At 34.7% G+C, this 25591-nt stretch carries 17 protein-coding genes, 2 tRNA genes and 7 pseudogenes; 15 read left to right on the forward strand and 11 right to left on the reverse strand.

Annotated features, from left to right (window positions below; genetic code table 11):
- Positions 1 to 84: 84 nt before the first annotated feature.
- The 4 genes from OM967_RS00740 (at position 85) to OM967_RS00755 (ending at position 4870) form a co-directional block, all read left to right on the forward strand.
- Positions 85 to 162: transfer RNA gene (locus tag OM967_RS00740), tRNA-Arg, on the forward strand.
- An 82-nt stretch (positions 163 to 244) separates the two neighbouring features.
- A complete protein-coding gene (gene dnaJ, locus OM967_RS00745) occupies positions 245 to 1363 on the forward strand; it encodes a molecular chaperone DnaJ (protein WP_006012700.1) in 1119 nt (372 codons plus the stop codon).
- A gap of 169 nt (positions 1364 to 1532) precedes the next feature.
- Positions 1533 to 3167 carry a ribonuclease J gene (locus tag OM967_RS00750; protein WP_211907995.1) on the forward strand — a complete coding sequence of 545 codons (1635 nt, stop codon included), beginning with the start codon at positions 1533 to 1535 and terminating at the stop codon, positions 3165 to 3167.
- 446 nt (positions 3168 to 3613) lie between these two features.
- Positions 3614 to 4870: a Tol-Pal system protein TolB gene (locus OM967_RS00755; protein ID WP_264337413.1), complete on the forward strand. Its 1257-nt coding sequence runs from the start codon at positions 3614 to 3616 to the stop codon at positions 4868 to 4870.
- A 38-nt stretch (positions 4871 to 4908) separates the two neighbouring features.
- Here OM967_RS00755 and gatC read toward each other — a convergent pair whose 3' ends face one another.
- Together gatC and OM967_RS00765 are read right to left on the reverse strand one after the other, a co-directional pair.
- On the reverse strand, positions 4909 to 5262 hold the full coding sequence (gene gatC / locus OM967_RS00760) for an Asp-tRNA(Asn)/Glu-tRNA(Gln) amidotransferase subunit GatC (protein ID WP_264337357.1): 354 nt from the start codon (positions 5260 to 5262) through the stop codon (positions 4909 to 4911).
- Complete coding sequence (locus tag OM967_RS00765) at positions 5252 to 6172, reverse strand: ribose-phosphate diphosphokinase (RefSeq protein WP_211907993.1); 921 nt, start codon at positions 6170 to 6172, stop codon at positions 5252 to 5254. The genes gatC and OM967_RS00765 overlap by 11 nt, the downstream gene beginning before the upstream one ends.
- Before the next feature lie 286 nt (positions 6173 to 6458).
- On the opposite strand from OM967_RS00765, the gene OM967_RS00770 reads away from it, so the two are divergent.
- The 4 genes and pseudogenes from OM967_RS00770 to OM967_RS00785 all read left to right on the forward strand — a co-directional run.
- Positions 6459 to 6653, forward strand: a complete 195-nt coding sequence (locus OM967_RS00770) for a leucine-rich repeat domain-containing protein (protein ID WP_246433159.1) — start codon at positions 6459 to 6461, stop codon at positions 6651 to 6653.
- 2 nt (positions 6654 to 6655) lie between these two features.
- A complete protein-coding gene (locus OM967_RS00775; protein ID WP_246433158.1) occupies positions 6656 to 7501 on the forward strand; it encodes an ATP-binding protein in 846 nt (281 codons plus the stop codon).
- A 206-nt stretch (positions 7502 to 7707) separates the two neighbouring features.
- Positions 7708 to 8656, forward strand: a pseudogene (locus tag OM967_RS00780) (IS110 family RNA-guided transposase).
- A gap of 201 nt (positions 8657 to 8857) precedes the next feature.
- Positions 8858 to 9703 (forward strand): annotated as a pseudogene (locus OM967_RS00785) (TomO hydrophobic C-terminal domain-containing protein); the annotation flags it as partial.
- Positions 9704 to 10057: 354 nt separating this feature from the next.
- Here the strand turns inward: OM967_RS00785 and tkt are convergent.
- Positions 10058 to 12022 carry a transketolase gene (gene tkt, locus OM967_RS00790; protein ID WP_264337358.1) on the reverse strand — a complete coding sequence of 655 codons (1965 nt, stop codon included), beginning with the start codon at positions 12020 to 12022 and terminating at the stop codon, positions 10058 to 10060.
- A 113-nt stretch (positions 12023 to 12135) separates the two neighbouring features.
- On the opposite strand from tkt, the gene rpsD reads away from it, so the two are divergent.
- The 6 genes from rpsD (at position 12136) to lipA (ending at position 14882) form a co-directional block, all read left to right on the forward strand.
- Positions 12136 to 12750 carry a 30S ribosomal protein S4 gene (gene rpsD / locus OM967_RS00795; protein ID WP_006012690.1) on the forward strand — a complete coding sequence of 205 codons (615 nt, stop codon included), beginning with the start codon at positions 12136 to 12138 and terminating at the stop codon, positions 12748 to 12750.
- A gap of 5 nt (positions 12751 to 12755) precedes the next feature.
- Positions 12756 to 12842: transfer RNA gene (locus OM967_RS00800), tRNA-Leu, on the forward strand.
- A 20-nt stretch (positions 12843 to 12862) separates the two neighbouring features.
- On the forward strand, positions 12863 to 13057 hold the full coding sequence (gene iscX, locus OM967_RS00805; protein WP_007302643.1) for a Fe-S cluster assembly protein IscX: 195 nt from the start codon (positions 12863 to 12865) through the stop codon (positions 13055 to 13057).
- A 267-nt stretch (positions 13058 to 13324) separates the two neighbouring features.
- Positions 13325 to 13648 (forward strand): DUF721 domain-containing protein, encoded by a 324-nt coding sequence (locus tag OM967_RS00810; protein ID WP_143689050.1) that lies wholly within the window; start codon positions 13325 to 13327, stop codon positions 13646 to 13648.
- A gap of 54 nt (positions 13649 to 13702) precedes the next feature.
- The gene (gene rpmB / locus OM967_RS00815) at positions 13703 to 14017 is read left to right on the forward strand and encodes a 50S ribosomal protein L28 (RefSeq protein ID WP_015588578.1); all 315 of its coding nucleotides are present in this window, start codon (positions 13703 to 13705) and stop codon (positions 14015 to 14017) included.
- Entirely contained in the window at positions 14010 to 14882 is an 873-nt protein-coding gene (lipA, locus tag OM967_RS00820) for a lipoyl synthase (protein WP_250120402.1), read from the forward strand. Before rpmB ends, lipA begins: the two co-directional genes overlap by 8 nt.
- Before the next feature lie 387 nt (positions 14883 to 15269).
- On the opposite strand, the gene OM967_RS00825 is transcribed toward lipA, so the two are convergent.
- From OM967_RS00825 to OM967_RS00855, 4 genes and pseudogenes are all read right to left on the reverse strand, one after another.
- Positions 15270 to 16088, reverse strand: coding sequence for a hypothetical protein (locus OM967_RS00825; RefSeq protein ID WP_264337359.1), 819 nt, complete (start codon positions 16086 to 16088; stop codon positions 15270 to 15272).
- 120 nt (positions 16089 to 16208) lie between these two features.
- Positions 16209 to 17005, reverse strand: a pseudogene (locus OM967_RS08085) (hypothetical protein).
- A gap of 119 nt (positions 17006 to 17124) precedes the next feature.
- Positions 17125 to 18267: pseudogene (locus tag OM967_RS08090) on the reverse strand (hypothetical protein).
- 76 nt (positions 18268 to 18343) lie between these two features.
- Positions 18344 to 21046, reverse strand: a pseudogene (locus OM967_RS00855) (glycoside hydrolase/phage tail family protein); the annotation flags it as partial.
- Positions 21047 to 21143: 97 nt separating this feature from the next.
- On the opposite strand from OM967_RS00855, the pseudogene OM967_RS00860 reads away from it, so the two are divergent.
- Positions 21144 to 22015, forward strand: a pseudogene (locus OM967_RS00860) (IS982 family transposase).
- A 264-nt stretch (positions 22016 to 22279) separates the two neighbouring features.
- Here OM967_RS00860 and OM967_RS00865 read toward each other — a convergent pair.
- The 4 genes and pseudogenes from OM967_RS00865 to OM967_RS00885 form a co-directional block, all read right to left on the reverse strand.
- A complete protein-coding gene (locus tag OM967_RS00865; protein ID WP_250120408.1) occupies positions 22280 to 22537 on the reverse strand; it encodes a hypothetical protein in 258 nt (85 codons plus the stop codon).
- Positions 22538 to 22822: 285 nt separating this feature from the next.
- Positions 22823 to 22966: a hypothetical protein gene (locus OM967_RS00870; RefSeq protein WP_211907985.1), complete on the reverse strand. Its 144-nt coding sequence runs from the start codon at positions 22964 to 22966 to the stop codon at positions 22823 to 22825.
- A pseudogene (locus OM967_RS08165) lies at positions 22963 to 23911 on the reverse strand (IS5 family transposase). Before OM967_RS08165 ends, OM967_RS00870 begins: the two are co-directional and overlap by 4 nt.
- A gap of 170 nt (positions 23912 to 24081) precedes the next feature.
- On the reverse strand, positions 24082 to 25389 hold the full coding sequence (locus OM967_RS00885) for an AAA family ATPase (protein WP_264337362.1): 1308 nt from the start codon (positions 25387 to 25389) through the stop codon (positions 24082 to 24084).
- Positions 25390 to 25591 lie beyond the last annotated feature (202 nt).

The following is a 25591-nucleotide window of genomic DNA, read 5'->3' on the forward strand; positions in this document are numbered from 1 at the left end:
AGGTTTCATACATGATAAGAGTTTTATTTTTAGCTAAACCAATTGAAATAAGCTATAAAATCTGTTAAAGTCAACTTTGTGCAAGCACCCTTAGCTCAGTTGGATTAGAGCATTTGACTACGGATCAAAAGGTCGGGCGTTCAAGTCGCTCAGGGTGCACCATATTTTATAGGAAATAGAGGTCATGCTTGAAATTCATATGTGTAATACCTATCTTTAAAGGTAAAATACTGAGCTATTATATATGAACAAAAAAGACTATTATGATCTGCTAGAAGTGAGCAGAAATGCTAGTACTGACGAGATAAAAAAAGCATATAAAAAACTAGCATTAAAATATCATCCTGACAGAAATCCTGGTAATAAGGAAGCAGAGGAAAAATTTAAAGAAGTAACAGCTGCATATGAAGTTCTATCTGACTCTGAAAAAAGAGCAGGTTATGATCGTTATGGTCACGATGGTGCTTCTGGTGGATTTGATTTCAGCCAAGCTGGAGGGGATTTTAGCGATATATTTAACGATTTTTTTGGTGGAGGATTCGGCGGCAGTACAAGTAGGTCAAGAACAAAAAGAAGTACAACAGGAGTATCTGGATCAGATCTGCGCTACGATCTTAAAATTACCTTAGAAGATGCATTTAAAGGAATACAAGCACCTATACATTATGTGACAAATATAAAATGTAATACATGCCAAGGCACAGGTAGCGAAGGAGCAATCAAACCAGTTCAGTGCAACACATGCCAGGGAAGCGGTAGAATTAGAACTCAACAGGGCTTTTTTACCATTGAAAGAACGTGTACTACATGCTATGGGGAAGGAGAAATAATACAAAATAAATGTAAGAAATGCGGTGGAAGTGGGCGTAAAAGAGATGAAGTAAATATCTCCGTTTCAATTCCAAAAGGCATAGAAGAAGGAGCTAAGGTAAGGGTCAGTGGTAAAGGAGAAGCTGGAGCAAGAGGTGGAAAAAGCGGAGATTTATACGTATGTGTGAAAATAGCTACTCATCAGATCTTCACTCGCAATAGAGCAGATTTACACTGTAAAGTGCCTATAAGAATGACACTAGCAGTACTTGGTGGTGAAATCGATATTCAATCAATTGATGGAGCTAAAATAAAAGTAAAGGTCCCTGAAGGCACTCAAACTGGTACCAAACTACGTTGTAGGGAAAAGGGTATGCCATATATGAACTCACATGCTCGTGGTGATTTATACGTACAGGTAATAGTTGAGACTTTAAATCCAAAGAATTTAACCCAAAAGCAGATTGAGCTATTAAAAGCGCTTGAGGAAGAGGAACATGAAAGTGTAGAGCAGAAATCTGAAGGATTCTTTGGAAAAGTAAAAAAAAAATGAGAAATTTGCTAAATGATATAAAGAGGTAGCTGTCTACACTTAATTCTTTTTACCAATTTGAAAGCCTTCTCTTTTAGTGAAAAGATTTTTTAAAGTTATGCAAAAGTGATAAATTCCTTTATTTAAGGTCGAAGTTTTGCTATCCTCGCATTTTAATAATTTAAAATTAATGAACATAAACAAAAATGAGTTTTTATTTCTTCCTCTTGGAGGAGTAGGAAGAATTGGGATGAACGTTAGCCTATATCATTATCAAGGCAAGTGGATTATGATCGACCTTGGTATCGGTTTTGCAGATGAAACTATGCCAGGTGTTGAGCTACTCATTGCTGATGTAGATTTTATTGCTCAAAGAAAAAAAGATTTGCTTGGAATAATAATTACACATGCACATGAAGATCACTGTGGTGCAGTGCCTCATCTGTGGGAAGATTTGCAATGTCCCATATATACAACAAAGTTTACAGTTAATTTTCTCAAGGAGAAACTAAAGGAGTTTCGATTGGAAGGTGTGGTACCTGTGAAAGAGGTAGACATAAATGGCAGCATAAATTTGGGTCCTTTTACCGTTGAGTTTATAAATGTAACTCACTCAATTCCTGAGGCAAATTCAATATTAATTAGCACTGAAGCAGGTAGTGCACTTCATACTGGGGACTGGAAATTTGATCCAAAACCTGTTGTTGGATTAATTTCTAATATAGAGCGTTTAAAAGAAATTGGCGATAAAGGTGATCTACTTGCAGCAATTTGTGATTCAACAAACATACTGAGCAAACACGACCCTGAATCAGAAAGTGAAATTTATGATAATATTTACAATATAATAAAGCGGTCTAAAAAATTGATTGCTGTATCGCTATTTGCCTCAAATGTGGCGCGAATTGAGACTATCGCTAAAGCTGCACAAGCACTAAATAGAAAAGTGGTTTTACTTGGCAGATCTTTATGGAGAATAGTGAAAGTTGCTCAGGATAGTGGTTATTTAACTGATTCTCCTGAGTTTCTAGAAGCAAAGGAGGCAGTAAATTTTCCAAGGGAAAAGCTGGTGCTACTTTGCACAGGTTGTCAAGGTGAGCCACTGGCAGCAACCTCAAGGCTTGCTAATAAGAGTCATCAAGCATTTAAAATGCAGCAAGGTGATACCATAATCTTTTCATCAAAAATCATTCCTGGCAATGAAACTCGTGCACATAACATGCTCAATGCCTTTATTGAGATGGGAGTGGAAGTTATTACTGAAAAAACAGAGAATGTTCATGCTTCCGGACATCCAGTAAAAGCAGAGCTAAGGGAAATGTATTCTTTGATAAAACCTAAGATAGCTATTCCAGTTCATGGTGAGTATATTCATACGGATGCACATGTAAAGTTCGCTAAAGAGTGCGGTGTGAAAAAAGCAATAATGATTGCACCAGGTGATATTGTTAATTTGGAAAATGGAGAAAAAGTTAGTTCAATTGATGTTGACTACTTTGGTATTGATGGTACGTTGCTACGCCATCCAGAATGCAGCGTTATAAAGATGCGTGAGAGAATGAGAGATGCTGGGGTTATTGTAGTAACAGCAATTGTGAATAAGAAAAACAAATTGCTCGCTAAGCCAAAAATATTTGCACCTGGTGTTTTCGAAGCGCAAGAAGATGCAGCCATTATGCAAAAGATCATAGAGAAGGTTGAGTCAGCATTTAGTCCACAACCGATAAAAAAAATAAGAAATAAGATTGAAAGTTCAATATTTAGTATCTTAAAGGAATATTTACTAAAAAGACCTATAGTTGAAGTCCAAATAGAACAGGTATAGAAATATACCTCTTTTTATTAACCATTATTTGAGTAAGAAGTTAACAATGTATTCTTTGATGTTATTTCAGCATGCAATACTGGAATCCGTAAAAAAAAATCAGTGTCAGATCACACAACTATACAAACATTGTGATTTGAATCTACCAGAAGGGTGCCATCTCAACGCCCAGGCAAACATTGTAGTTTTAGAGCAATCTCCACCAGTAGAGTGTCATCCCAGTGCTCTGACACTGGAATCCATTTTTTCATGCAACCTTGTCAAAGACGTTTATTTTAGAATAAAACAGCTACTTTTATGCTTGCCACCTCAGTGCACTTACTTGCAGTCAAATTTCTGGATTCCAGTGTCAAGTACTGCAGAAATTGATTTACTCTACTGTCATGCAGTTTAACTTCAAAAGTAAGCTATTTGCTGAGATGACAGGAGGTAATGCAAGAAATCTAATGAAGCTATTCGTTCAACTGGTGTTATTTATTTCGTTATTTATTCCTTATTCCACAAAAGCTGTTTTATATGTTGATATAAAAAAAAGCAATATTGGTAATATTGATCTTGTTGTATCTAAATGTGCATGCAAGACAGAAGTGGAAAGTGAGCTAAGTGAAAGCATCACAAAAGTAATTGAAACAAATCTATCTAATTGTGGCTTATTTAATGTGAAACGTAACACGAAAGTTGAGTCTTGGAAAAGCGATACTGTAGTCACAGTAAGTTTAAGTGAAGTATCAAACAGAAATTTAGAGCTATCTTTTCGTTTATCTGACAGCTTTACAAACAGAGAATTACTTACTCAGTCGGTTGTTTTTCTAGTAAAAGACTGGAGGAAAATTAGTCATCTTGTTTCAGATGTGATACACGATAGATTAATTGGTGAGAAAGGGCATTTCAATACAAAAATTACATATATCGCTGAAGAAAAAGATAGCAATTACAAATCCGTCCGTAAAATTGCTGTGATGAATCAAGATGGCAGTAATATAAAGTACTTAACAAATGGTGAGGAATTTGTGTCAACACCAAGATTTTCACCAAATGGAAAGGGTATTGTTTATATCTCATACACAAATGGTAAAAGTTATATAATATTAAAAAATTTAAAAGATAACACTGAATCAATAATCAGCGCATTTGAAGGAGTTATTTCTGCACCAAGATTTTCTCCTGATGGTAAATCTCTTTTTATTTCCCACTCATTGAGTGGTGAAACAAATATATTATCTCTAGACTTAAGCAGTAAACGAACAAAAAAAATTACTAAAGGTTCAGCTATAAGTACTTCTCCCTCTTTGTCTCCAGATCAAAAGTACATGGTTTTTAGTTCTGATATAAGTGGAAGTCAGCAACTATATATCATAGATTTCACTAAAAAAAGCAAAAAACCCAAGAGAATTAGTTTTGGAAATGGAAGATATGCTACACCTGTTTGGTCGCCAAAAGGAGATCTGATAGCTTTTACAAAAATTCAGTCAGGAAAATTTTACATAGGAGTTATGAAGCCAGATGGCAAAGAAGAGCGCTTGCTTTCAGAGGGACATAAAATTGAATCTCCGGCATGGCTACCAAATGGCAGAGAAATTATCTTTACTAACGCAGAATCACCAAGCAACTCTAAATTATATTTAGTAGATTTAGTAAAGAAAAATCAAAAAATGTTTTTTACTCCAACGAATGCTTCTTTACCAGATTGGTCTTATTTTTGAAAGTAGATCTATAAAATCGGTATAAATCTTGCTTTATCTTAATCGTTTATAACCTTCGGTACTACGAAATACCCATGCTCCGATTTTGTATTGGATAATATTTCTTCTTTAATGTTTTGAGAATTTATAATACCATCGCGTACATGGACATCCTTATCTATAGTTCCATAACGCATAGGAGAAACACCTTCAGTATTAACTTTCAACAAAGTATCATGTATCCAATCCAGCATTGTCAGTTCTTTTGAGTAGTATTGAATCTCATCATCGGATAACTTAATCCTCACAAGCTGTGCAGTTTTAAGCATTTCTTCCTTAGTAATTATTATTTTTCTCTTATTTGCAAATTCTATTAACGAAGTGATAACATCTTCTGTTGATCTAGCTGGCACTTTTACCTCCTTGCATAAAGCAAATTAAAATATTTGCAATTGAAACAACCTCTATCTTATCATTTTTTTCAAATTTGTGAAATACGGTGTCCGTAATTACTAATTTATCCAGAGAAGAGGAAGAGATTTTCTCAACTGCATTTCCTGAAAGTATTCCATGTGTAATGCACGAAACTACAGACTTTGCTCCTCGGTTTTTTAAAGCAAGAGCTGCATTACATAATGTTCCGCCAGAGTCAACTATATCATCAACAATGACGCAATTTTTGTTTGCAACTTCTCCGATTACATTCATTACCTCAGATGTACCTGCTTTTTCTCTATATTTATCTACTACAACAATATCATTATCCAACTTGTGTTTTTCCTCTAAAATCTTTGCAAAAGCACGAGCTCTGCCAATTGCTCCAACATCAGGCGCAACTATTGCCAAGTTTTCCTTGTATATAGAGTTAACAAATACTTCAAAACAGCTTAGATTAGTAACTGGTATATCAAAAAAACCTTCAATTTGACTTGAATGCAAATCAATAGCAGCAACACTGTTTGCACCAGCTGTTTGAATAAGATTTGCAGTTAATTTAGCACTTAAAGCAGATTGCATATTATTGTTTTTAATAACCCTATCCTGCCTACTGTATCCGTAATAAGGAATAATAGCTGTTATTCTCTTGGCTCCAGATCTCTTTGCTGCATCAATTGTAAGCAGAAGCTCCATAAGGTTATCATTTACAGGGGAAGAAATAGATTGTACTACGTATACTTCTTGATCACGTAGATCATTTGCTACTTCTACATTTACCTCACCATCGGCAAATCTTGACACCTGATTGGGGAATAGCTGAGCATTTAGCCCACTTGCTATTGAATCTCCTAATCGTTTACTAGCGCTACCTATTATTACCTTCATATATACCAATTAAGTTTTGAAAATTATACAGAAACCATGGAACGATTAAAACTTTATTCTTGCCGCCAAGTGGATCATAGAAACGAAAAAGTTACTCGAAACATTTCACCAGCTTTCTTATCATGCAACTCGTTTTCACAAAGGTACGTACTATTTTTCTACTTAAAAATAAAGTAAATTTTTTGTGATGCTAAGCATTTTCTATAATTTTTCATTAGATTTATTAAAAATTTGACAATTATTAAAATATAGGCTAAAATATCTATATATTTAATGGAGAAATGAAATGGATTTTAGTCAATTTGTTCAAGACGACTTTCTTGATTTGTACTCGAAAACAATAAACATAAGTGAATTAGTAAGCTTTTTACAGAGCAATCTTAGTATTACAAAGCTTAGTTTAAAAAGCTGTTATATTGGTGATGAAGGAGCAAAAGCTTTAGCTAATGGTAATCTTACAACCTTACTTCACTTTATGTAACTTTGAACAACATTGGTGATAAAGGAGCAAAAGCTTTAGCTGATCTTAAAAAAATTAATGTTAAAGGTATAGAAAATTTTAGAATAATAGATAGTTTTATAAATAGATTCACACAAAGTAACTCTTCAATAGAAATTTTTGATCCAGCTAAATCGGAAAGTAAAACAACACTTGATGATATTATAATTCCAGAAAGCTTTAAAAAGGAGCTAAACAAGATTCTTGGTATTATTCCAGAAAGAAATAAAGCATTACTTCAAAAGACAGGTTACAAACCAGAAAAAGGCTATCTTTTTTATGGTCCACCCGGAAATGGTAAAACCAAAATTGCTCGTGCAATTGCATGTCAAGCTAATGCAAAGTTTATTAGTGTTTCTGCATCTGAATTTCTGAAATCGTATGTTGGTGAAGGTGAAAAGTACGTAAGAGAAATTTTTAAAAAGGCAAGAGCAAATGCTCCTTGTATAATTTTTATAGATGAAATTGATTGTATTGCTACAAAACGTGGTAGCGGTGGTAGTTCTGGTCATGCTCAATCATGCGACAGCCTTGTGAATCAGTTTTTAACCGAGCTCGATGGTTTCAACCCACTAAAAGGTGTAACAGTAATTGCTGCAACTAATCGTAGAGATGTTTTAGACAAAGCGTTTATTAGGCCAGGCCGTCTCTATAATCATATTGAAATTCCTTTACCAGATAAGGCCCAGCGTAAGGATATATTGGACTTATATATAAAAACATTTAAAGATATTGAAGAGTTGGAAGTTAAAGTAAATACTGAAAAACTTGCAGATAAAACTGATGGTTTCTCGGGAGCTGAGTTAGAATATTGTAAGTTGAAAATGTGATATAAAAGAGGATAAGAGGGAAAGATAGCCCTACTCACTATAGGAATAGGACTATCATGGGCGTGTGCGACCGGAAGAATATTGGTACTACAACCGTTTAAATCAAGGTACACTAGCCCATCTCTCGATACGTTTGAATAGTTGCTTGGAACATATATATGCACCCGTTTACAATCTTAAATTAACTAAAACTATCGAGGTTTGTTATGGTTACATCTTATCAAAATTTTATTGGCATTGATATCGGAAAATTTAAAAATGTCGTTGCAATTCACAAACAGAAGAACGCTGTCAAATTTGACAATGATTCTGATGTTTGGCAACAATTATTTCAAAAGTTTTCAGATATTCTACCTAATTCTTTAGTAACTTTGGAAAACACAGGAAAATATGAGCTTGGTTTGTCACATTTTCTTATTGACAAGAATATTGCAGTACATCGAGCTAATACTCGTAAAGTAAAAAGCTTTATCTTGTCTCACGGAACTGTAGCAAAGTCTGATAAATCAGATGCGAGGGCTCTTGCTCAATATGGATTTGAACGCCATAGAACTCTCTCTCTATTTGTACCTACAATCAAAAGAACAATCAACCCTGGTTGCACTTTGTCAACGTCGTGATGACATTACGCAAATGAGAGCTCAGGAAAAGTGTAGACTGGAAGCTCCTGAAAATGACCATATAAAGGAAAGTTGCCAGAAGACCATTGAATTTTTCAATAATCAAATAAACGAACTCAATGACACTATACAAAAAATTATTGATGAAAGCCATGAGCTACAACAACGTCAAAAAATCCTTAAAACAGTTCCTGGAATAGGCAAAAAGTTATCACAAGATTTTTTGTGTTTAATGCCAGAGCTTGGCTACTTAAGTAGAAAAGAAGTAGCAAGTCTTGCCGGAGTAGCACCTCATCCTAGGGAAAGTGGTAAAACTGTTGGTTACCGAAGGATTATAGGAGGTAGAAGTAATGTTCGTTCAAAGCTCTTTACATCTGCCATGTCTGCTGCAAGGTCCAAATCTGCACTTGGCACCTTTTATTCTAAGCTTGTTGAAAGTGGTAAGAAGAAGATGGTAGCTATAACAGCTCTAATGCGTAAAATTATAGTAATTGCTAATGCAAGGCTTAAAGAGGCAATTAATTTGAATGTTTAAAATTTACATAGCAGTAATTGAAATGAATATTGTGCGTCCACACAAACTTAAAGTGCTTGTTCACATAGATTAAATGGAAATTGTTGCAGTAGCTGTTTGATATAGAATTCTGTTTCTATGACAAACGGGTTTTTATTATCTATATGGTTGGGTAAAGTTGCAAAATTATACAAATGAAAAATTAAAAAAAACATAGTTGATTTAATAAATAACACAGCATGGGATATTATATATTCTTCTAAAATTGAAGGAAAAATCACTATTAACACGAATCACTTCATTAAGGCAATTAAGAAGAAGAAATCTCAAGGGCCTGAAAGTGAGCAAGTTAATGGTGGTCTAGAATTACTTAATAGTCCTAAACCCAATTGTAGCAGTGATGTTAATATTGATAATGCAGATAATGTAGAAAGTCATAGCTCTGCAAATAGTAGTTCAGATGTTGTAGTTACTCAACAGTTGGCTAAAGTGACTAAATTACTTAATGGTATACAAACTAAAATTAATGCGCTACAGAAAGAACGTGAGGAAAGATTTGAAGAACTTGACTCTAGGAACAGTGACTTAGAACAGGGCCTAGATTCTGTAAGGAAAGACTTAATTAAAGTAACTCAATGTACTAAAGAATACACTCAATTAAAGGATAATCTAAAGACTATCAATGAAAAAAGTACTCAACTACAGAGTGAATTAGAGAGTATGGTAACAACCGAACTCAAGAAACATGAAAGCACATTAGAGAATCGTGTTAAAGATCTACAAAAACAATTTGAAGGTAAAAATAAAGAGCTAAATAGTAAATATGAAAAATTCTTAGGAGCAAGCAACAATAGTAAAAGGCAAGGTAGTTACGCCTCTATTTCTTTTGTATTGTCTGGAGCATCTGCTGTTGGTGCAAGTTTGACAATGTTTCATTTAGCAATGTGTCTTTCATTCACTGTAGCCGCATTAATTTTTCTTGCAGCAGGATGTTACTGTTTGTATAAGGCAAATACAACACTTAGTAATGTTGAAATTGATCAAACTCAAACTATACTGAGTTTTTAACTGCTTAAATGTTTTTTAAGGTTTTAAATCTGTACCTGTTTGGCAAGTTAAAAAGTCCTTGCTGGTGCTGTAGCTTAAATTGAAGAAAATGGCGGAAGTGTAGAGTGAGGTAGTTTTTGATCAAAAATTTAAGATATTTTTAAAAAAACCACCTTTCTTGACGCGTATGAACACTCCCAAATTTTTTATAGGTTTGACTTCACCTGATTTACAAATAGAAATTGGTTGAGTGTTTGCCATTTATTCTTATAAACAGCATTTTGCTTTTTTTAGCACGTAGTAATTCTTGAATTCTATGATATTATTTTTGTAACATTGTTATATATATCATAATAACGGCACTGGCTGAGTGCATTAAGTAACTTTATGCGCAGTGGAATGATAAAAAGCGTTTTCACAAACACATTTTACTACATAATCAGCGCTAATATTAAAATGCTTATAAAGAGCTTCATAAGGTGCTGATTCTCCAAAATTTTTCATGCCAATAAATATACCGTTTGAACCTATATATTTATGCCAACCCACTTCACTTCCAGCTTCAATTGCAACTTTAATACTGTCATTATTTAATACTACCCCTTTATATTCATCACTTTGCTCGTCAAAAAGCCTCCAACACGGCATAGAAATGACCCTTGTACCTACACCTTTTTCCTGTAATTTTTCTCTTGCCCCAACTGCAATTTCAACTTCAGATCCGGTAGCAAATATCGTCACTTCTAGCTTCCCTGAATATTCGCATAGTATATATGCACCAAATTTTGATAGGTTGGCCAATTGGTCAGTATAAGAGTGCATGTAATTAATATTTTGCCTTGAAAGCGCAAATAGTGCAGGTGACTCTTTTTTTTCAAGTGCAATGCTAATGCACTCTAAAGTTTCAATTGCATCAGCTGGCCTAAAAACATATAAATTTGGTATAACTCGCAAAGAGGCTAAATGCTCTACTGGCTGGTGAGTTGGACCATCTTCTCCTACTCCAATTGAGTCATGAGTCATTACATATATAACCTGCTGTTTCATCAAGGCTGAAAGACGTATAGCAGGGCGGCAGTAGTCGGAAAATACTAAAAAAGTTCCACCATAAGGAATAATCCCACCATGAAGAGCCATACCATTCATACAAGCTGCCATAGCGTGCTCTCTCACTCCATAGTGTACATAAGAGCCACTATAATTATTACTATCTATTGCCTGCATGTGCTTATATTTAGTACAATTTGAACCGGTAAGATCAGCAGAGCCACCAATTAGTTCTGGCATAGACTTAGTTAATAGTTCCATTACTCTGCCGAAAGAAGATCGAGTAGTTTCGTTTGGCATGAGCTCACATATTTGTTTCCTCAGGTTAGCCAAATCACTCTCGATGTTATTCGGCAAACGTTTCTCAAGTCTTCTTTGTAGTTCTTCATTGATCAAGGATGTATAGTTTTGTTTTGCCCTCTTAACTGTTTCCATCCAAGCGTTTTTCACATCTTCTGGTACATAAAATGGTTCATAGTTCCAATTCAATTTTTCTCTCATCTGTTTTACATCTTCCTCTGTAAAGGCACCACTATGAGCAGAAGATGTGCCAGCACGGCTTGAAAATTTTCCGATAATAGTTTTGCAACAGATTAGTGTAGGTTTATCAGACTTTTGCGCCTGCTCTATTGCAAGGGATATAGCATCAAAGTCATGCCCATCGATTTTGTCAACATTCCATCCATACGCTGAAAAACGCTTTTCTACATCATCAGAGCAAGAGAGGCTAGTAGAGCCGTCTATAGAGATGTCATTGTCGTCAAAAAGTGCTATCAGCTTATTTAATTTAAGATGCCCAGCAAGGGACGCTGCTTCATGGCTTATACCTTCCATAAGACAACCATCTCCTAGCATTACGTAAGTGTAGTGACTGATTTCAAACTGCTTTGCAAGAATCGATTCAGCAAGTGCCATGCCAACAGCAGTGGCAAATCCCTGACCAAGCGGGCCTGTTGTTGCTTCTATACCAAAAGTTAAGCCAAATTCTGGGTGACCTGGAGTTTTTGATGTAAGTTGCCTGAAGTTTTTTAGTTCATCTATACTAATGTAGCCTGTCAGATATAATATAGAGTATTGCAACATTGAACCGTGACCATTTGATAGGACGAAACGATCTCTACTGATCCATTGAGAATCATCAGGGTTATGGTTTAGATATTTAGCAAATAATACAGTGGCAACATCTGCCATGCCAAGTGGCATACCTGGATGTCCAGAATTTGCTTTTTGTACTGCATCAATTGATAAAAAGCGGACAGCATTTGCCATGGATTTTAATAGTAGATGATTCATGTATTAATAGGAAAACTTAAAAGTGAAGTATACTATATCATAGTGGCAAAAACAAGTTGACACTTAATGTTAAAATCATTAATAATTTATAGTTAGATTGTGAGAATTTTTGTATGACAACTGTTATCAATAGAAAGTATAGAATCAGTCGCAGGCTTGGTGTAAACTTATGGGGTAGAGCAAAAGATTCGGTCAATAAAAGAAAATACCCTCCAGGTCAGCATGGTATTCTTGGATTTAAGAAGTTATCTGACTTTGGTAAGCAGTTTGCTGCACATAAAAAATTTAAGTTCTACTATGCAATTTCAAGCAAACAGCTTAGACGTACATTTTTAGATGCTTACAAAAGAAAAGGTTATACGGCTGATAATTTTATTGGTGCCTTAGAATCAAGGTTAAGTTCTGTTTTATATCACTCTGGCTTTGTGCCAACAATTTACTCGGCAAAACAGCTTATATCTCATAAACATGTTACAGTTAATGATAAGGTGGTTAACATATCAAGTTATAGAGTGAAGCCTGGTGATATAGTAAAAATAAGGGAAAGAGCAGCAAAAATTCCTATATTAATAGAGGCTGAACAAAAACAAGAACGTAAGGCTCCAGATTATTTAGAGGCAGATAGCAAAGCACTTTCAGTGAAGTATTTGAGAGCGCCTCAATATTCCGAAGTCCCATATTCAGCAGACATGGAAGTCAATTTAGTAGTAGAATTTTACTCTAGATAAATAAAGCCCGTGTGGCGGAATCGGTAGACGCAGCGGACTTAAAATCCGTGGGTTTTGCGACCTTGGGAGTTCAAGTCTCCCCATGGGCACCAGTTTAATTTATTAAAAAAGTATGAAATGGCTTGATATAGAAGATATTGCAGAAGCTCTAGAAGAGAAATTTCCAAATGAAGATATAATTAGTATTAGATTCACTGAACTTAAAAGAAAAGTCTTGGATTTAGAAGAGTTTGATGATGATGAAAAGTATTGTAATGAAAAAATATTAGAGGCCATTCAAGCAGCTTGGATTGCAGAAAGATCTTAAAAAACAGATAGCTATAAGAAAATTACGGCATACAGTAAAAAGATAATCTTCTTGGAAATACTATACTTTACTCGAATTTTACTTAGCTTCATAATAATTTAACAAATTAAAATTAAAAATGATTACAAGGTAGGAAACACAAAATTCTGGCAAATGCTAGATATACAAATACTGCTTTTTATGTGTGAGGCCGAGGGTCATGAAAACAATAAGTTAGTTTTTTGTATAAGAAAGTTGTAATATAATTTAATTTTAAGCACTGGAAAGATGTTTAAATATAGCGGGCCAAAGAAATTAAAATCTATAATAGAAAACTATGCATTAAAATGCATGAAAAATAAGATCAGCAAAAATGAAATACGTCTTATTTTAAACTGGAAAAGTATAGTTGGAGAGGAATTAGCAGAATGTACAAAACCACAAAAGATCTCATACGCACAAAACGTAAACTCTGGTGTGCTGTATCTGTTAGTAACAAATGGCAGTAAAGCATTAGAAATGCAGCATATGGTTTCTCTTGTAATAGAAAAAATTACAGTGTTTTTTGGCTATAAGGCAGTATATGGTATAAAAATCAAGCAAGGGAGTTGACTATTTAACTATATCAGGTTAACCTAGTTACATAGGATAAATTGGTATATTGAAGTGAGTAGAATTTGTGAGTTAACAAATAGAAAAAAGTCTTTTGGTAATAAGGTATCGCATTCAAATCGTAAAACAAAGCGTACCTTTCTCTTAAATTTACATAAAGTTACATTGACGAGTAATATATTAGACAAAAAGTTTAGCTTTCGTATAGCAACAAGAACTTTAAGAACTATAGACTATAAAGGTGATCTTGATGCTTTCTTGCTCAATACAAAAACAATTAAACTAAGTAAAGAAGCACAAAAGATAAAAAGAAGATTAAAGAAAGTTTTAGCAAAACAAGAGGTAGAATTAGCTGTTTCAGATGCATAGTAAGCCTATATGGCTCAGAGCAAAAGCTCCAGCTGGTAAAATATTCAATGAAACCTTAAACACTGTTAAGCTACATAACTTACATACAGTATGCGAAGAAGCTGCGTGTCCAAATATTGGTGAATGTTGGAATAAACGTCATGCTACTGTGATGATTCTCGGTTCTGTTTGTACTCGTGCTTGTGCGTTTTGCAACGTTGCAACTGGCATTCCTGATAAGCTCGATCCTCATGAACCAGAAAATTTAGCAAAAGCAATAAAAAAGTTAAATTTAAAGCACGTTGTCATTACCTCTGTTGACCGTGACGATTTACCAGATGGTGGTGCAAATCAGTTTATAAGGTGTATAGAAGAAATTAGAAAGATAACTTCGGAAACAACAATAGAGATCCTCACTCCTGATTTTTTAAATAAGAAAGGAGCGTTTGAAGCAATAGCTATTGCATCACCTGATGTTTATAACCACAACATCGAAACAGTACCAAGGCTGTATGCAAAAATAAGACCAAGAGCTCGTTATTTTCATTCACTATATTTGCTAAAGATGGTGAAACAGATTAATCCTAAACTTTTTACGAAGTCAGGGCTTATGGTTGGTCTTGGAGAAACAAAAGAAGAAATCTTTCAGGTTATGGATGATTTACGTAGCGCCGAAGTTGACTTCATTACAATTGGTCAATATTTGCAACCAACTCCAAAGCATGTAAAGGTTGATAGATATGTTACCCCAGAAGAGTTTGAGCATTATAAATATATTGCTTATTCCAAAGGCTTTTTGGTAGTTGCATCAAGCCCATTAACGCGGTCATCGTACCACGCTGAAGAAGATTTTAACAGACTTGCTGCTGCTAAAACTTCAACCTAATTTAACCTATCTGTTCAAGGAAATGTGCAAGCCATTGCTCCCTTTCTTTTCATTCAAGTAGCCTCTTATCCTTCCAGTAGCCCATCGGTGTTATTTCAGTAACACCTGTTATTCGAGTAGCCTAACACTGAAATCAAGAGGACTGACCAGGCAATCAGAACTGGTCACGCGCTGGAATGACACCGTCATAAATTACTAAGCCTTCATACCAGTGCTTTGTCATCTCAGTGTTCTCTTTACTCTTGTCATCCCAGTACTTGATACTGGGATCCAGAACAGGCAATCAGAACTGGTCACGCGCTGGAATGACATCATTGTTTTTTGCATGAAAAGACTGAATGATAGCTACTTTCATGATACCCACTTATTAGTTTCGTCTAATTTATTTTACCACTCTGCTGAACGGATACATTCTAACTGAGAGCAAAGCACACTTACATCATTTAATACCTTCAATGGCTCCCCTAGACTATGTTCCACTTTTATCTCAAATTTAAATCCCAAATTTCCAAAAAATTCTTGAAAATACTCAATAGTAATGTCACACAAACTTCTACCACTTGCTTTATGATTTTTCAGCTCTTTCGGAATATTAATAAGCACTTTACCATCTTCATATGTTACATTTCTACCCTTACAGTTCAGTTTAAATTCTACTGAACTGTAAAAACCTGGTGTTTTGATATCATTAGCAAGATCACTGCTAAGTACCCTTATACATTCCATGCTAAAACTGAGTTTTAGACAATTGGAACTATGACAATCCATACTATAAGTTATTATTATATCAGAATCTAACACAAGCAAGCCAAGTGGAAAAAGAGCCTTTAATAAATGCAGAAACAAAAAATGATTATATCCTTCTTGATGATAACTAGTTATCAATTCTTCTATAATAGGGTCATTTGGAACTGTTGCACCAACACGTATAAACATTTCCATAAAGACTACTTTAAGAAACAAACAATAGTTTCTTTTTCCTTTTTCATTCCCTAAAATGAGATCTTTATGTTTTGAATATAGCTCCTCGATAAGCTCATTAGGCACTTCTTTCTCATTAATAGTAAGGTTGTGTGATCTACCAAGGTCAATATATGTTTTGTAACTAAAGTTCCAATTATCTGATTTTATTGATATAGACTTTAAATCAGCATATTTGAGCTTTTTTACTTCAGATTTTAATGCATTAACTATTTTTTTTGACATATCACAATCTTATATTATATACGTATTACGTACTTTTCATCATAAGTAAAGGTTTTCTGTAAAACTTGATTTACTTTTTATTATACTCACCTTATTAAAAAAAGCAGAGATTTCAATATCTTATTTTAAATTCTTCAAGTTTAGATTCTTATCTTGGAATGTATTTATATCACTTAATGCTCCAAGTGGCTTATCCAGACTATGCTCAAATTTTTCCTCACAAAAGTGAAATCCAAATTTTTCGCAAAATTTCTGAAAATACTCAATAATAACATCAAACAAATTCTTATCATTTGCTTTGTAGTTTTTCAGCTCCTTAGGAATATAGTAAGAGACACCTTACCTTCTTCATACTTCACATTTTAGTTTAAACTCCACTGAGTTTTGTAAATCACATACTAAAATTTTATTATCGTTATATATGCCATCATTTACGCTAAAACTGAACTTCAGACAATTTCGATCTTCACAACTTATATAGGTCCTTTCTCTGTAAGAAGGAACTAAATAGTGGAATGAATACATGCACAATCCAAAAGAATGAAGTGCTTGACTTTGAGAAGAAATGAATTGCTTGTACCCAGACCTGTTATAATAAGTTATCAATTCTTCCATAATAGAGTCATTTGGAACTGCTGCACCGGCGTGTTCCGTGAAGATTTGCTTAAGAAACAGACGATAACTCCCTTTTTTGTCCTTTGTAATGAGATTTTCATGTTTTAAATATAAATTTTAATGAAATCATTAGTTATTGCCTTCCCATTAATAACAAGGTCACAAACAAATTCATATTCACTATTGAAGTCCATATCCAAATCCTTATATGTTCTATAATCAGAACTTTCTGTAGACTTCAAATCAGCATATCTCCTCTCCCTCTCCTTATCTTTCAGTGCATTAACTATTTTTTTTGACATATTATTCCCTCTATCACATAGATTAATACTAGTATTATATTTTATTGACTGTCAATTATTTAGAACCTTTGCTTTAAAGGACTTTCTATTTTCAATATAGAAAAGTCCTTTAATAACTGTTATGTAAGCGATAGCTTTTCCATTGCTACCCTGTCTACTTCTGCTCCTTCCAGCTTGTTATCTACTCGTTCACGGTATAGATCTTTTCCTTTCATCCAGGATAAATCACTTTCTGCTAGAGTCATTCTATAGTTACCATTGTTCTCTCCAAAAGCAAATGACTTCCATTTGCTTTCTTCTTGACCAATTAATTTATCATGCACTATCCTCACAACATTTCGTTGACCTAAATTTGCTCCAAATTGGGTAAGGAAGGGAAAAAAAGCTTGTTCATATAACGTCGCTATTCTACCATTGCTTAAATCTTCTACACACCTTTCTGAATACTCTTTCTGATTCTTCACTTCTTTGATAATCCTTTTTATTTCATCTTTCTCTTCTTCCTTTTTCATCTCTTCCTCTTTTTCAAGCATACTGATGCAATCACCTAGTTTAATTATAGCTGAAGGTAAATACTCTACTAATTTACCGCACATTTCTTTTTGACTTAGTATTTCACTTTTATACTTAGATAAGATATCAACTGCTATGCTTAAATCATTTATCGCAATTAAGTCATTATTTAACTGTGTATAAACGATTTTTCCACTATCGTTAATACCTACAACAATCGGTCCCAACAATATCCCCTCAGAAATTGTTATATCCTTCCCTATATGAGTGGGAATGGGTTTTAAAGAATCAAAGTCTATATATTGCACCTTTCTCTCCTGTCATTTTTTCTGAAAGAGCAAGAGCAATTAATCTAAAAGTATCTATTTCAATAGCAAAATACATCCTTTGCTCCTCCGACATATTATACATATTTTTGAAGAAATCCTTTATGCTAATGTCTTTACCATCTATTTTCCATCCTGTATCTATTTCGCTCCAGTCCATTGATGCAAGTCTATAACATGTACTCCTTCAATTCCTTTCAGCTCATGTTTTAAACTATCTATTTGATTTTCTTCAAATCCAGGACCATTTATAACCAGATATATGTCTCTCTCCTCTTTATTTGTTAATTTATGATTTTTAATTATTTCTAAATAATTCAGGGTACTATTTTTACCATTCGGTAAAGATGCACCATGCACTCTTGGCACCCATGTTAGTATTATTGGTGCTTTATTTGATAATTTTTTTACATTACCGATCATTATTTTACCTTACTATATTGCTATATTAATATTATAGTGGATTTTTTAATAAAGTGTAAATCAATATACCTGTTGGTTAGCTGAAGTTCTTGATCAATAGTTTCGCTTTCGTATTATCCAATGAGTCACCGTAGGTGACTGCTTTGAGATAAAACTTTTTACCCCTTTGTACTTTGAAAGAAATTATTGAATGATCAAGCAGAACGAATTTTTCACCTGCAGTGTGTTCATATTTCTTAGTGCCTTTTTGACCTCTAATTAGGTCACTCAATTTGTATTTATTCTTATCTATAAGCTTTGCACTTTGTAATTTTATTACCTCTTTGCCAATCAGTGCTAACGCAGTTGCATCTAGCTCACCAAAACGCAGCACTACTGTAATCTCCTCATTGCTAGATTCCATAACATATCCGTAAGTAGATTGTGTATTTGCGCTTGCGATAGGCTTATAATCTTTATCATCATACGAAATAAAGAGCGTTGCTCCTTTCCAACTTTCCTCTTCACTAATTAAAGTAAAGCTTGAGATATTATCTTTAATATACGGTAAATCTATCATTTCTACGATAGATTTACTGATGTGAGAAGGAGGGTATTCTTTAAGCATAAGTGATCTTGTTGAAGGAAAGGAGAGCTTGTATATAGAGGGATCATAACTAACTCCCATTACTTGAATGGACATGCTTTCAAACTTTGTTTTTATAATTCTCATCGTATGTCTTTTCTCGCCATCTGAAATTGCTATGACATCACTTGGTAAAAGCCATGCATATTTTATCGGGAGCTTAAAGTTGTATACATTTCTCTCTTACCACGAAGAATAAAGTAAAACTTCAGCTATATTTTGCGCCTCCCCTTCCTCCATAATGAGAGGTATTTCAACTGTTGCAGCATTGCCCTGCTTTGGCAGTTCAGCATATTTCACATCAATTGGATAGCCAAAATTGCGGTTAAAATAGACAACATTGACTTTACTATTTAAATCTAGCTGACTAATATTAACAAGTTTTGCAACGTTATTGGTAACCATCTCGCCAATTGGTATTTCAGTTGTCACTCCCCTGCCCTTTTGAATAAATTTCAGTTTTGAGTTCTGTTCAACCACATCAAAAAAATAGCACCTTCGCAGCATTTTAATAATTGAGCGTACGGGTTGCTGATCATTTATTACATACCCAGATAGTAATCCTTTAACATCACTTGTATCAAACTGATCGCCTTTGAGACCTACCTTTTGCAACAGATCAGACAAAACATCGGAAACATTAAGTTGTGAAATTTTTCCCTGAATCCAGTGCCCGGTCTGCCAGTTATGGCAGTCAGCCCACATATCACACAAGTTGGGAAAATAAGGAAATGGCCTTGCATCCCACGCCCAGAGGAACATTTTCTCCACCATTTCTGAGCTTTGCCACTTTTTTAATGTTCCTTCGATTGCAGTTTTCTGCGAAAGAAAGCTCACCTCTCCGTTTGAGTATCGTGGATATTTACTCTCTATACTACCTTTATCAACAAACACATTGGGCTCATTAGTGCAGCCGTTCATACTGGGAAATCCATATTCGGTAAACCATATTTTCTTCATTTTTGGTTGCCATTTTGTTTTACTACCACCTGGATTTACATGAACTTCACTCCACCATTTCTCGATATTTTTCCACGCATATTTGCTGTTATTATACTTTATTTTCTCAGGATCACTTTTTGAGTAATCGTAAAAATAATCATACCCTACCCCACTGCTCCAACCACCCGTTACATCTTTCGCAGAATAGCCAAAAGGAGGTTCTTCGCCATCGGTGAGTGGAAAATAAGCATCTATGCCAATAACATCGATGAACTGTGAAGACCATAGTTCATCCATATTATACCAACCATCATATGAATGATACTCACTCCAATCGGCAGCGTAAGTTACGTTTACTTCTTTTCCAAGCTGAAATTTTACTTGCTTTGCAACTTTAACTAGCTCTGCTACTGCAGGATAGTGACCCTCTACATCTTTCACTCTGGTGAGCTGCGCAAATTCAGACCCGATTATAAACCCTTCCACTTTAGTTTGTTTGGCAATGCTCGTGTAATGCTCTATGAATTTGCTATACTGATTCTCAAAAAAATCACTTATATCCTGAGGAGTACCGCTCAATTTTCCTCGCCACTCTTTGTTTTTTGTGTCAAGCAAGAGCATTGGATAGAGCATCACCTTATAACCTCTGCTATGCAGCTCTTCTATATATCTTATTAGTGCTGCATCGCTAACTGTACCACCATATCTTGGATTGCCATGATTATCTTTTGAAATGAGCTGGGCATTATCCCTGGTTATATTTCCTACTTGCCAATCATCAGGCACTATAGCAGAATCGTCTTGAAATTCAACTGCAGGATATATTTTACAATCTTTGATATTCAAACTGCTTGCAAACCAATTAACCACTACCGATGCCCATTCAACATTTGGTAAACTTTCCTTCAATTGGTCCAAAGAAAGCATAGCATCGCTCTTTTTTGTGTGATTATTGTGATTTACTCTTTGTGCCGGTCCATAGGGAATATATTGACTACTGCTTATTTTTTCTCGTGCAATTTTCTTCTGTATTTTCGTATCATACACAAACTCCCCTGAACCTGGTATGATATTGATATTTTTAATGTTTTCTGCTACTGAGAATCCACTGAGCTTCAGTGCAGTTTGCACTTCAAATGTAAACACCGGAACACGATTACTATAGTCTGCCAAAGGAAAATTTTTGATGACTATGTAAGATATTCCTCTATAACCCCAGTTATGGATTAGAAAACAGATAAAAGTAGAATTAATAAAGAGGGAAATAGGGTAAACTCAAGTATTTTAGCAATAATTTAAGAGGTTACCCATGAAGAAAGATATTACAGAACTTTACTGCTGCGTCGAGGATTTTTGTCGTGTAGTAGATGAAAATTTTGCAAATAAGTTCTTATCAAATGGCAAAAAACCAACCAGAGTACCAGAAATAGCGCACTCAGAAATGCTAACCATAATCCTGTTATACCACCAATCGCCATGTAAAAACTTCAAGGCTTTTTATCTTTGTTACCTTAAGTTACTCTATAGATCAGAATTTTCAAAGATGCCTTCATATCACAGATTTATTGCCTTAAAGCCGAGAGTTTTACGGTATTTAGCATTACTTCTTCAATGGTTCTGCGAACAAGCGAAAATGACAGGTACTTCCTACATTGACACTTCTACGATTGCCATTTGCCACAAGAAAAGGATCTCTAGGAACAAAGTTTTTGATGGTTTAGCAGAAATTGGTAAGAGCACGTATGGTTGGTTTTTTGGCTTTAAATTGCACTTGGTGATTAACGAAATTGGAGAAATTCAATCACTTACTCTAACCAAAGGTAACGTTGATGACAGAAAACCTGTGCCAACTATAACTAAAAGACTGACAGGACTTTTGTTCGGAGATAAAGGCTATATCAAAAAGGAGCTCTTTGAGGAACTCTTCGATAGAGGTTTAAAGCTTGTCACTAAAGTGAAAAAAGGCATGAAAAACGCACTAATCTCACTAAAAGAGAAGGCTTTATTGAGAAAAAGGTCGATTATTGAGACAGTCTTTGGTTGTTTAAAAAATAAATTTGAGCTTGAAAATACACGGCACAGATCGCCAATAAATTTTCTGGTACATATTTTTCTACATTAATTTCATATTCCATGCAGTCAAAAAAGCCTTCTATTTCTAAGCCTTACTGTGTTGGTTAATCCATAACTGGGGTTATAAGCTGTACATTCTTCTCACCTTCAATTGATAACATAAACGGATCAGGGTTTTGGTCTTCTCTGCCGTGGTAAAAAGTATAATCTATTTGGTCAAAGCTAAGCGATTTTGTACCCGCCCAGATTCTATTTAATTTTTTCTACTTTCCCCTTGCAAATTGCAATTGCGAGTGTTGCATAGTAGTTATATGTAATATTTATACCTCTTCCTGTTTTATTTTGAGTGGTTATCGCCTCCTCTTTTATTGGCTATGACCAAATAATGTTTCCAGCAACGCGAGCAGTGCCATAGATAATTGGAATTGCTTTGCCATAAGTTGAGGTTTGAACTTGCAGATTTTTCAGCCTCGCCTCATGCGTTATCTTTTGCTCGGCATCAAGACCAAATATTGCATTATCAAGCTGTGCACCAAGCAGAGCACCGAGTTCTGAGCCGACAATCTGGCCAATTGGACCAAAAATACTGCCCGCTTTACTTAAAATTGATGATAAAATTATTGTAGACATAATATTCTCCTTTTTGATAGATTATTTTGAATTTTTGAAAGAAGATCCCAGACTGGGATGAAATTGGGACCTACTATATAGTAGTGTCATGCGACTGGTATCCAGGAAAAAAAGGATGTCATCCGAGTAGCTGACACTGGGATCAATTGTTCTTTATTTCTGGATTCCAGAGTCACGCGCTGGAATGACATTAAATGATTTTTCTTTGAATTTGAGTTATGCAAGCAGCCCCTTTGTTGTCATGCAAGTAGCCCCTTCGATGTCACCCGAGTAGCCCTCTTTCTGTCATCCCAGTGCTTGTGACACTGGGATCCAGCCTTTCTTACCAACAAAAAACTTGGCATAACTTGCGTGCTCAAAAAATTCCTGGATTCCAGCAGGCTTTGTTGCATCACTCTTCGGATAATAGGTAACGTGGAATAAATTCATGAAGCTATCTCAAATTTAGCCATGCCTATATCAGTAAATTTGTTAAGCAAATAACACTTGAGTAGCAGTTCTCTCTCACGATTAACCTCAGATTTGTTTCTAAAACTAAACCCAAATGTTTGCTTCAGTCGCGAGAAAAAACTTTCTATATAAGATCTCTTCCCATAATTTATCTCTTTTTTCCACCTCTTCATACCATCTTCATCATATGACTTTATGAGCTTGATTGTAGAATTTCTCTCATCCATATAATCCAACTTTGGATGCTCTATTGCATTATTTTGCGGAGGAATCCTTGTCTTTATGTCAAGCTCATCGCACAGTTTGTATAACTTCTTTCGATTATATGCCCTGTCTGCATATAGTGTACTTATATTATATTTAACATCAATCCTTGCAATAAGATCACATGCTCCATAGTGGTCAGAATAAACTCCGCCACTGTATTTTGCTGCTATAACTTTTTTGCTACCTATCTCTAGCATTACATGCAGTTTTCTTGTTTGCTCATAGCAGCGATACTTTCTATCTGTACCATTTGCCTTGCTATGACCTGGAATATTATTGTAGATCAGTACTATCTATGGCAATCTCAATATCTTCTGTATTATTTTTATCATGTCTTCGATCATTAATTTTGATGTTAAGTTTTTTAAGCCTTCTTGAGGCCTGGGAATAGCTAATAACTTGCAAGTTTTTCCTTACTTGCTCAAGGTACCCTGCTATAAATCCCGCTGTTTGTCTCAGATCTATTCTAAATAAATAAGTTATTATGTGAACCAGAATCACGACCTTATCGCTATAAATATAGTTGCCACCAGCCATTTTTGGACCTTTTTCGTACCAATTTTCTATGGCATCATTGACGTAATAAAAAATATTTCCCCTCTCTTGGAGAAATTTGTTATATTCATGGCAGTTACTGACTCTCATTTTTTGTGGCATATTTTTCTTTAGTAGGTTAAATGCTTGTCTTATAGTGAATTTTGTCAGTAACTGCCAGTTCTTTTTATTTGACCTATGCAACAAAGCCATTCCAGTGTCACGCACTGGAATGACATGATTCGAATTGTGTCACTTGCATGGCGTCATCCCAGACTGTGTAGTAATTCTCTTTATTCCTCGATTTGCCGCTTACTTCCTCGAGAAGATACATCACTCAATGAAGAGCTTACTGATGAACTTCTAGATAAGCTTCCAGATGATAGCCTTATATCCTTGTTTTTAGTTTTTCCGTTACTATGTTTCTTATCTAGCTCATCTTTTATGTTATGCTCCTTTTTGAAATTTTTACAGAAAGTGCGAAGATATTTTATTTCGCCTTCCTTTTCTGTAGTTTCGTTTATTTTATTGATTAAGCAAATCAGATTTGCCATTGCGAATCCCTTACTAGCCTGTACAAGAATTTTCATATCGCTATCTTTTAATTTTTCGAGCCGTTCTTGTAATATTTTTTGACGTGTATCGTCTTTATCCAGCCCAGGAACCTCAATACACTCCAAACGATCACCCCTAATAAGCGCAGGATCTAAATGATTCTTATGATTAGTTGCAGCAACTACCGTTATATTTTTTGAGGATAAAAACTCTCCATCCAATTTAGTGAGTAAATGAGTTAAAGGTCCTGCATTTTCAATGGAAGTGCGCTTTTTGCCAATGCCGTCAATCTCATCTATAAAAATTATACACGGACTGTTTGCCTCTGCTTTCTCAAAAACCTGATCTATATTTGATTGATTAGACAAGCAAGATGCAGAAACAGACATAAACGCAAACAGAGATTTAGTTTGATTTGCAATTGCCTTACTAATACTAGTCTTACCAGTTCCTGGTGGACCGTACAAGAGATATCCTCTGCCTTGTAACTTACAAATCCCTTTCAATTTTTCTTTTATGTTATTTGGTAATATAATATCACTAAATGTTGTATTCCACCCTCTTTCTTCACCTTTTGCATAAAATTCCATACTCAACTTTTCTTCTACTTCATCTATTGCAGTACTATTAATTAACTGTGCAGAAAGGTCACCAACCACTTTTTCTAACCCCTCCACTTTATCTTTCGTTACAAAACTATCTGAAATTCTCTCGACTTTTTTTTCTAGATCACTAAGCTTCTTTTTATTTTCTTTAGCCTCTTCATTCTCTAATTCTTCTTTACTTGACTCTTTATTTAGCTCTTTGACTTCAGCTTTCGAGTTTTCTTGAGATTTTTTACTTTGCTCAATCATTTTATATGAAAACACAATTACTACTGCAGAAAGCGCAAACAAAATAAAAATAACAGGGGGAGCTATATTTAAAGCTGCAACTGAAGATAAAAATGCAACGTAAGGAGCTACAGCAAAAACTCCAGATGTAATTAATGTAAGAGAAGCAATAGCACCAGCTATAAAAAAAGGTATATTAGCTCTACTAGACATATTTTAGCTTATAAACAGTGAATTTATAAATAATACATTTAAAGAGTACAAGCTTTTCATAGTAAAGCAAGACTAACTAAAGAGATAACTCAAGGTGTCCTTAATCAATCTATAATCGAGGTATTATGCAGTATTAAGATATAAGATGGTATGTTGTATTTTTAATTCAGTGTTCTTTTTCTTTCATTCCAGGGTACTGGAA

Origin of the sequence: Wolbachia endosymbiont (group B) of Dolichovespula media (assembly GCF_947179505.1) — a bacterium.
Lineage (GTDB): Bacteria > Pseudomonadota > Alphaproteobacteria > Rickettsiales > Anaplasmataceae > Wolbachia.

Bases quoted from the DNA above. Each gene is read 5' to 3' on its own strand.
- dnaJ (WP_006012700.1), top strand. From the start codon at position 245: ATGAACAAAAAAGACTATTATGATCTGCTAGAAGTGAGCAGAAATGCT.
- OM967_RS00750 (WP_211907995.1), top strand. From the start codon at position 1,533: ATGAACATAAACAAAAATGAGTTTTTATTTCTTCCTCTTGGAGGAGTA.
- OM967_RS00755 (WP_264337413.1), top strand. From the start codon at position 3,614: ATGAAGCTATTCGTTCAACTGGTGTTATTTATTTCGTTATTTATTCCT.
- OM967_RS00765 (WP_211907993.1), bottom strand. From the start codon at position 6,172: ATGAAGGTAATAATAGGTAGCGCTAGTAAACGATTAGGAGATTCAATA.
- OM967_RS00770 (WP_246433159.1), top strand. From the start codon at position 6,459: ATGGATTTTAGTCAATTTGTTCAAGACGACTTTCTTGATTTGTACTCG.
- tkt (WP_264337358.1), bottom strand. From the start codon at position 12,022: ATGAATCATCTACTATTAAAATCCATGGCAAATGCTGTCCGCTTTTTA.
- rpsD (WP_006012690.1), top strand. From the start codon at position 12,136: ATGACAACTGTTATCAATAGAAAGTATAGAATCAGTCGCAGGCTTGGT.
- iscX (WP_007302643.1), top strand. From the start codon at position 12,863: ATGAAATGGCTTGATATAGAAGATATTGCAGAAGCTCTAGAAGAGAAA.
- OM967_RS00810 (WP_143689050.1), top strand. From the start codon at position 13,325: ATGTTTAAATATAGCGGGCCAAAGAAATTAAAATCTATAATAGAAAAC.
- lipA (WP_250120402.1), top strand. From the start codon at position 14,010: ATGCATAGTAAGCCTATATGGCTCAGAGCAAAAGCTCCAGCTGGTAAA.
- OM967_RS00825 (WP_264337359.1), bottom strand. From the start codon at position 16,088: ATGTCAAAAAAAATAGTTAATGCATTAAAATCTGAAGTAAAAAAGCTC.
- OM967_RS00865 (WP_250120408.1), bottom strand. From the start codon at position 22,537: ATGTCTACAATAATTTTATCATCAATTTTAAGTAAAGCGGGCAGTATT.
- OM967_RS00870 (WP_211907985.1), bottom strand. From the start codon at position 22,966: ATGAATTTATTCCACGTTACCTATTATCCGAAGAGTGATGCAACAAAG.
- OM967_RS00885 (WP_264337362.1), bottom strand. From the start codon at position 25,389: ATGTCTAGTAGAGCTAATATACCTTTTTTTATAGCTGGTGCTATTGCT.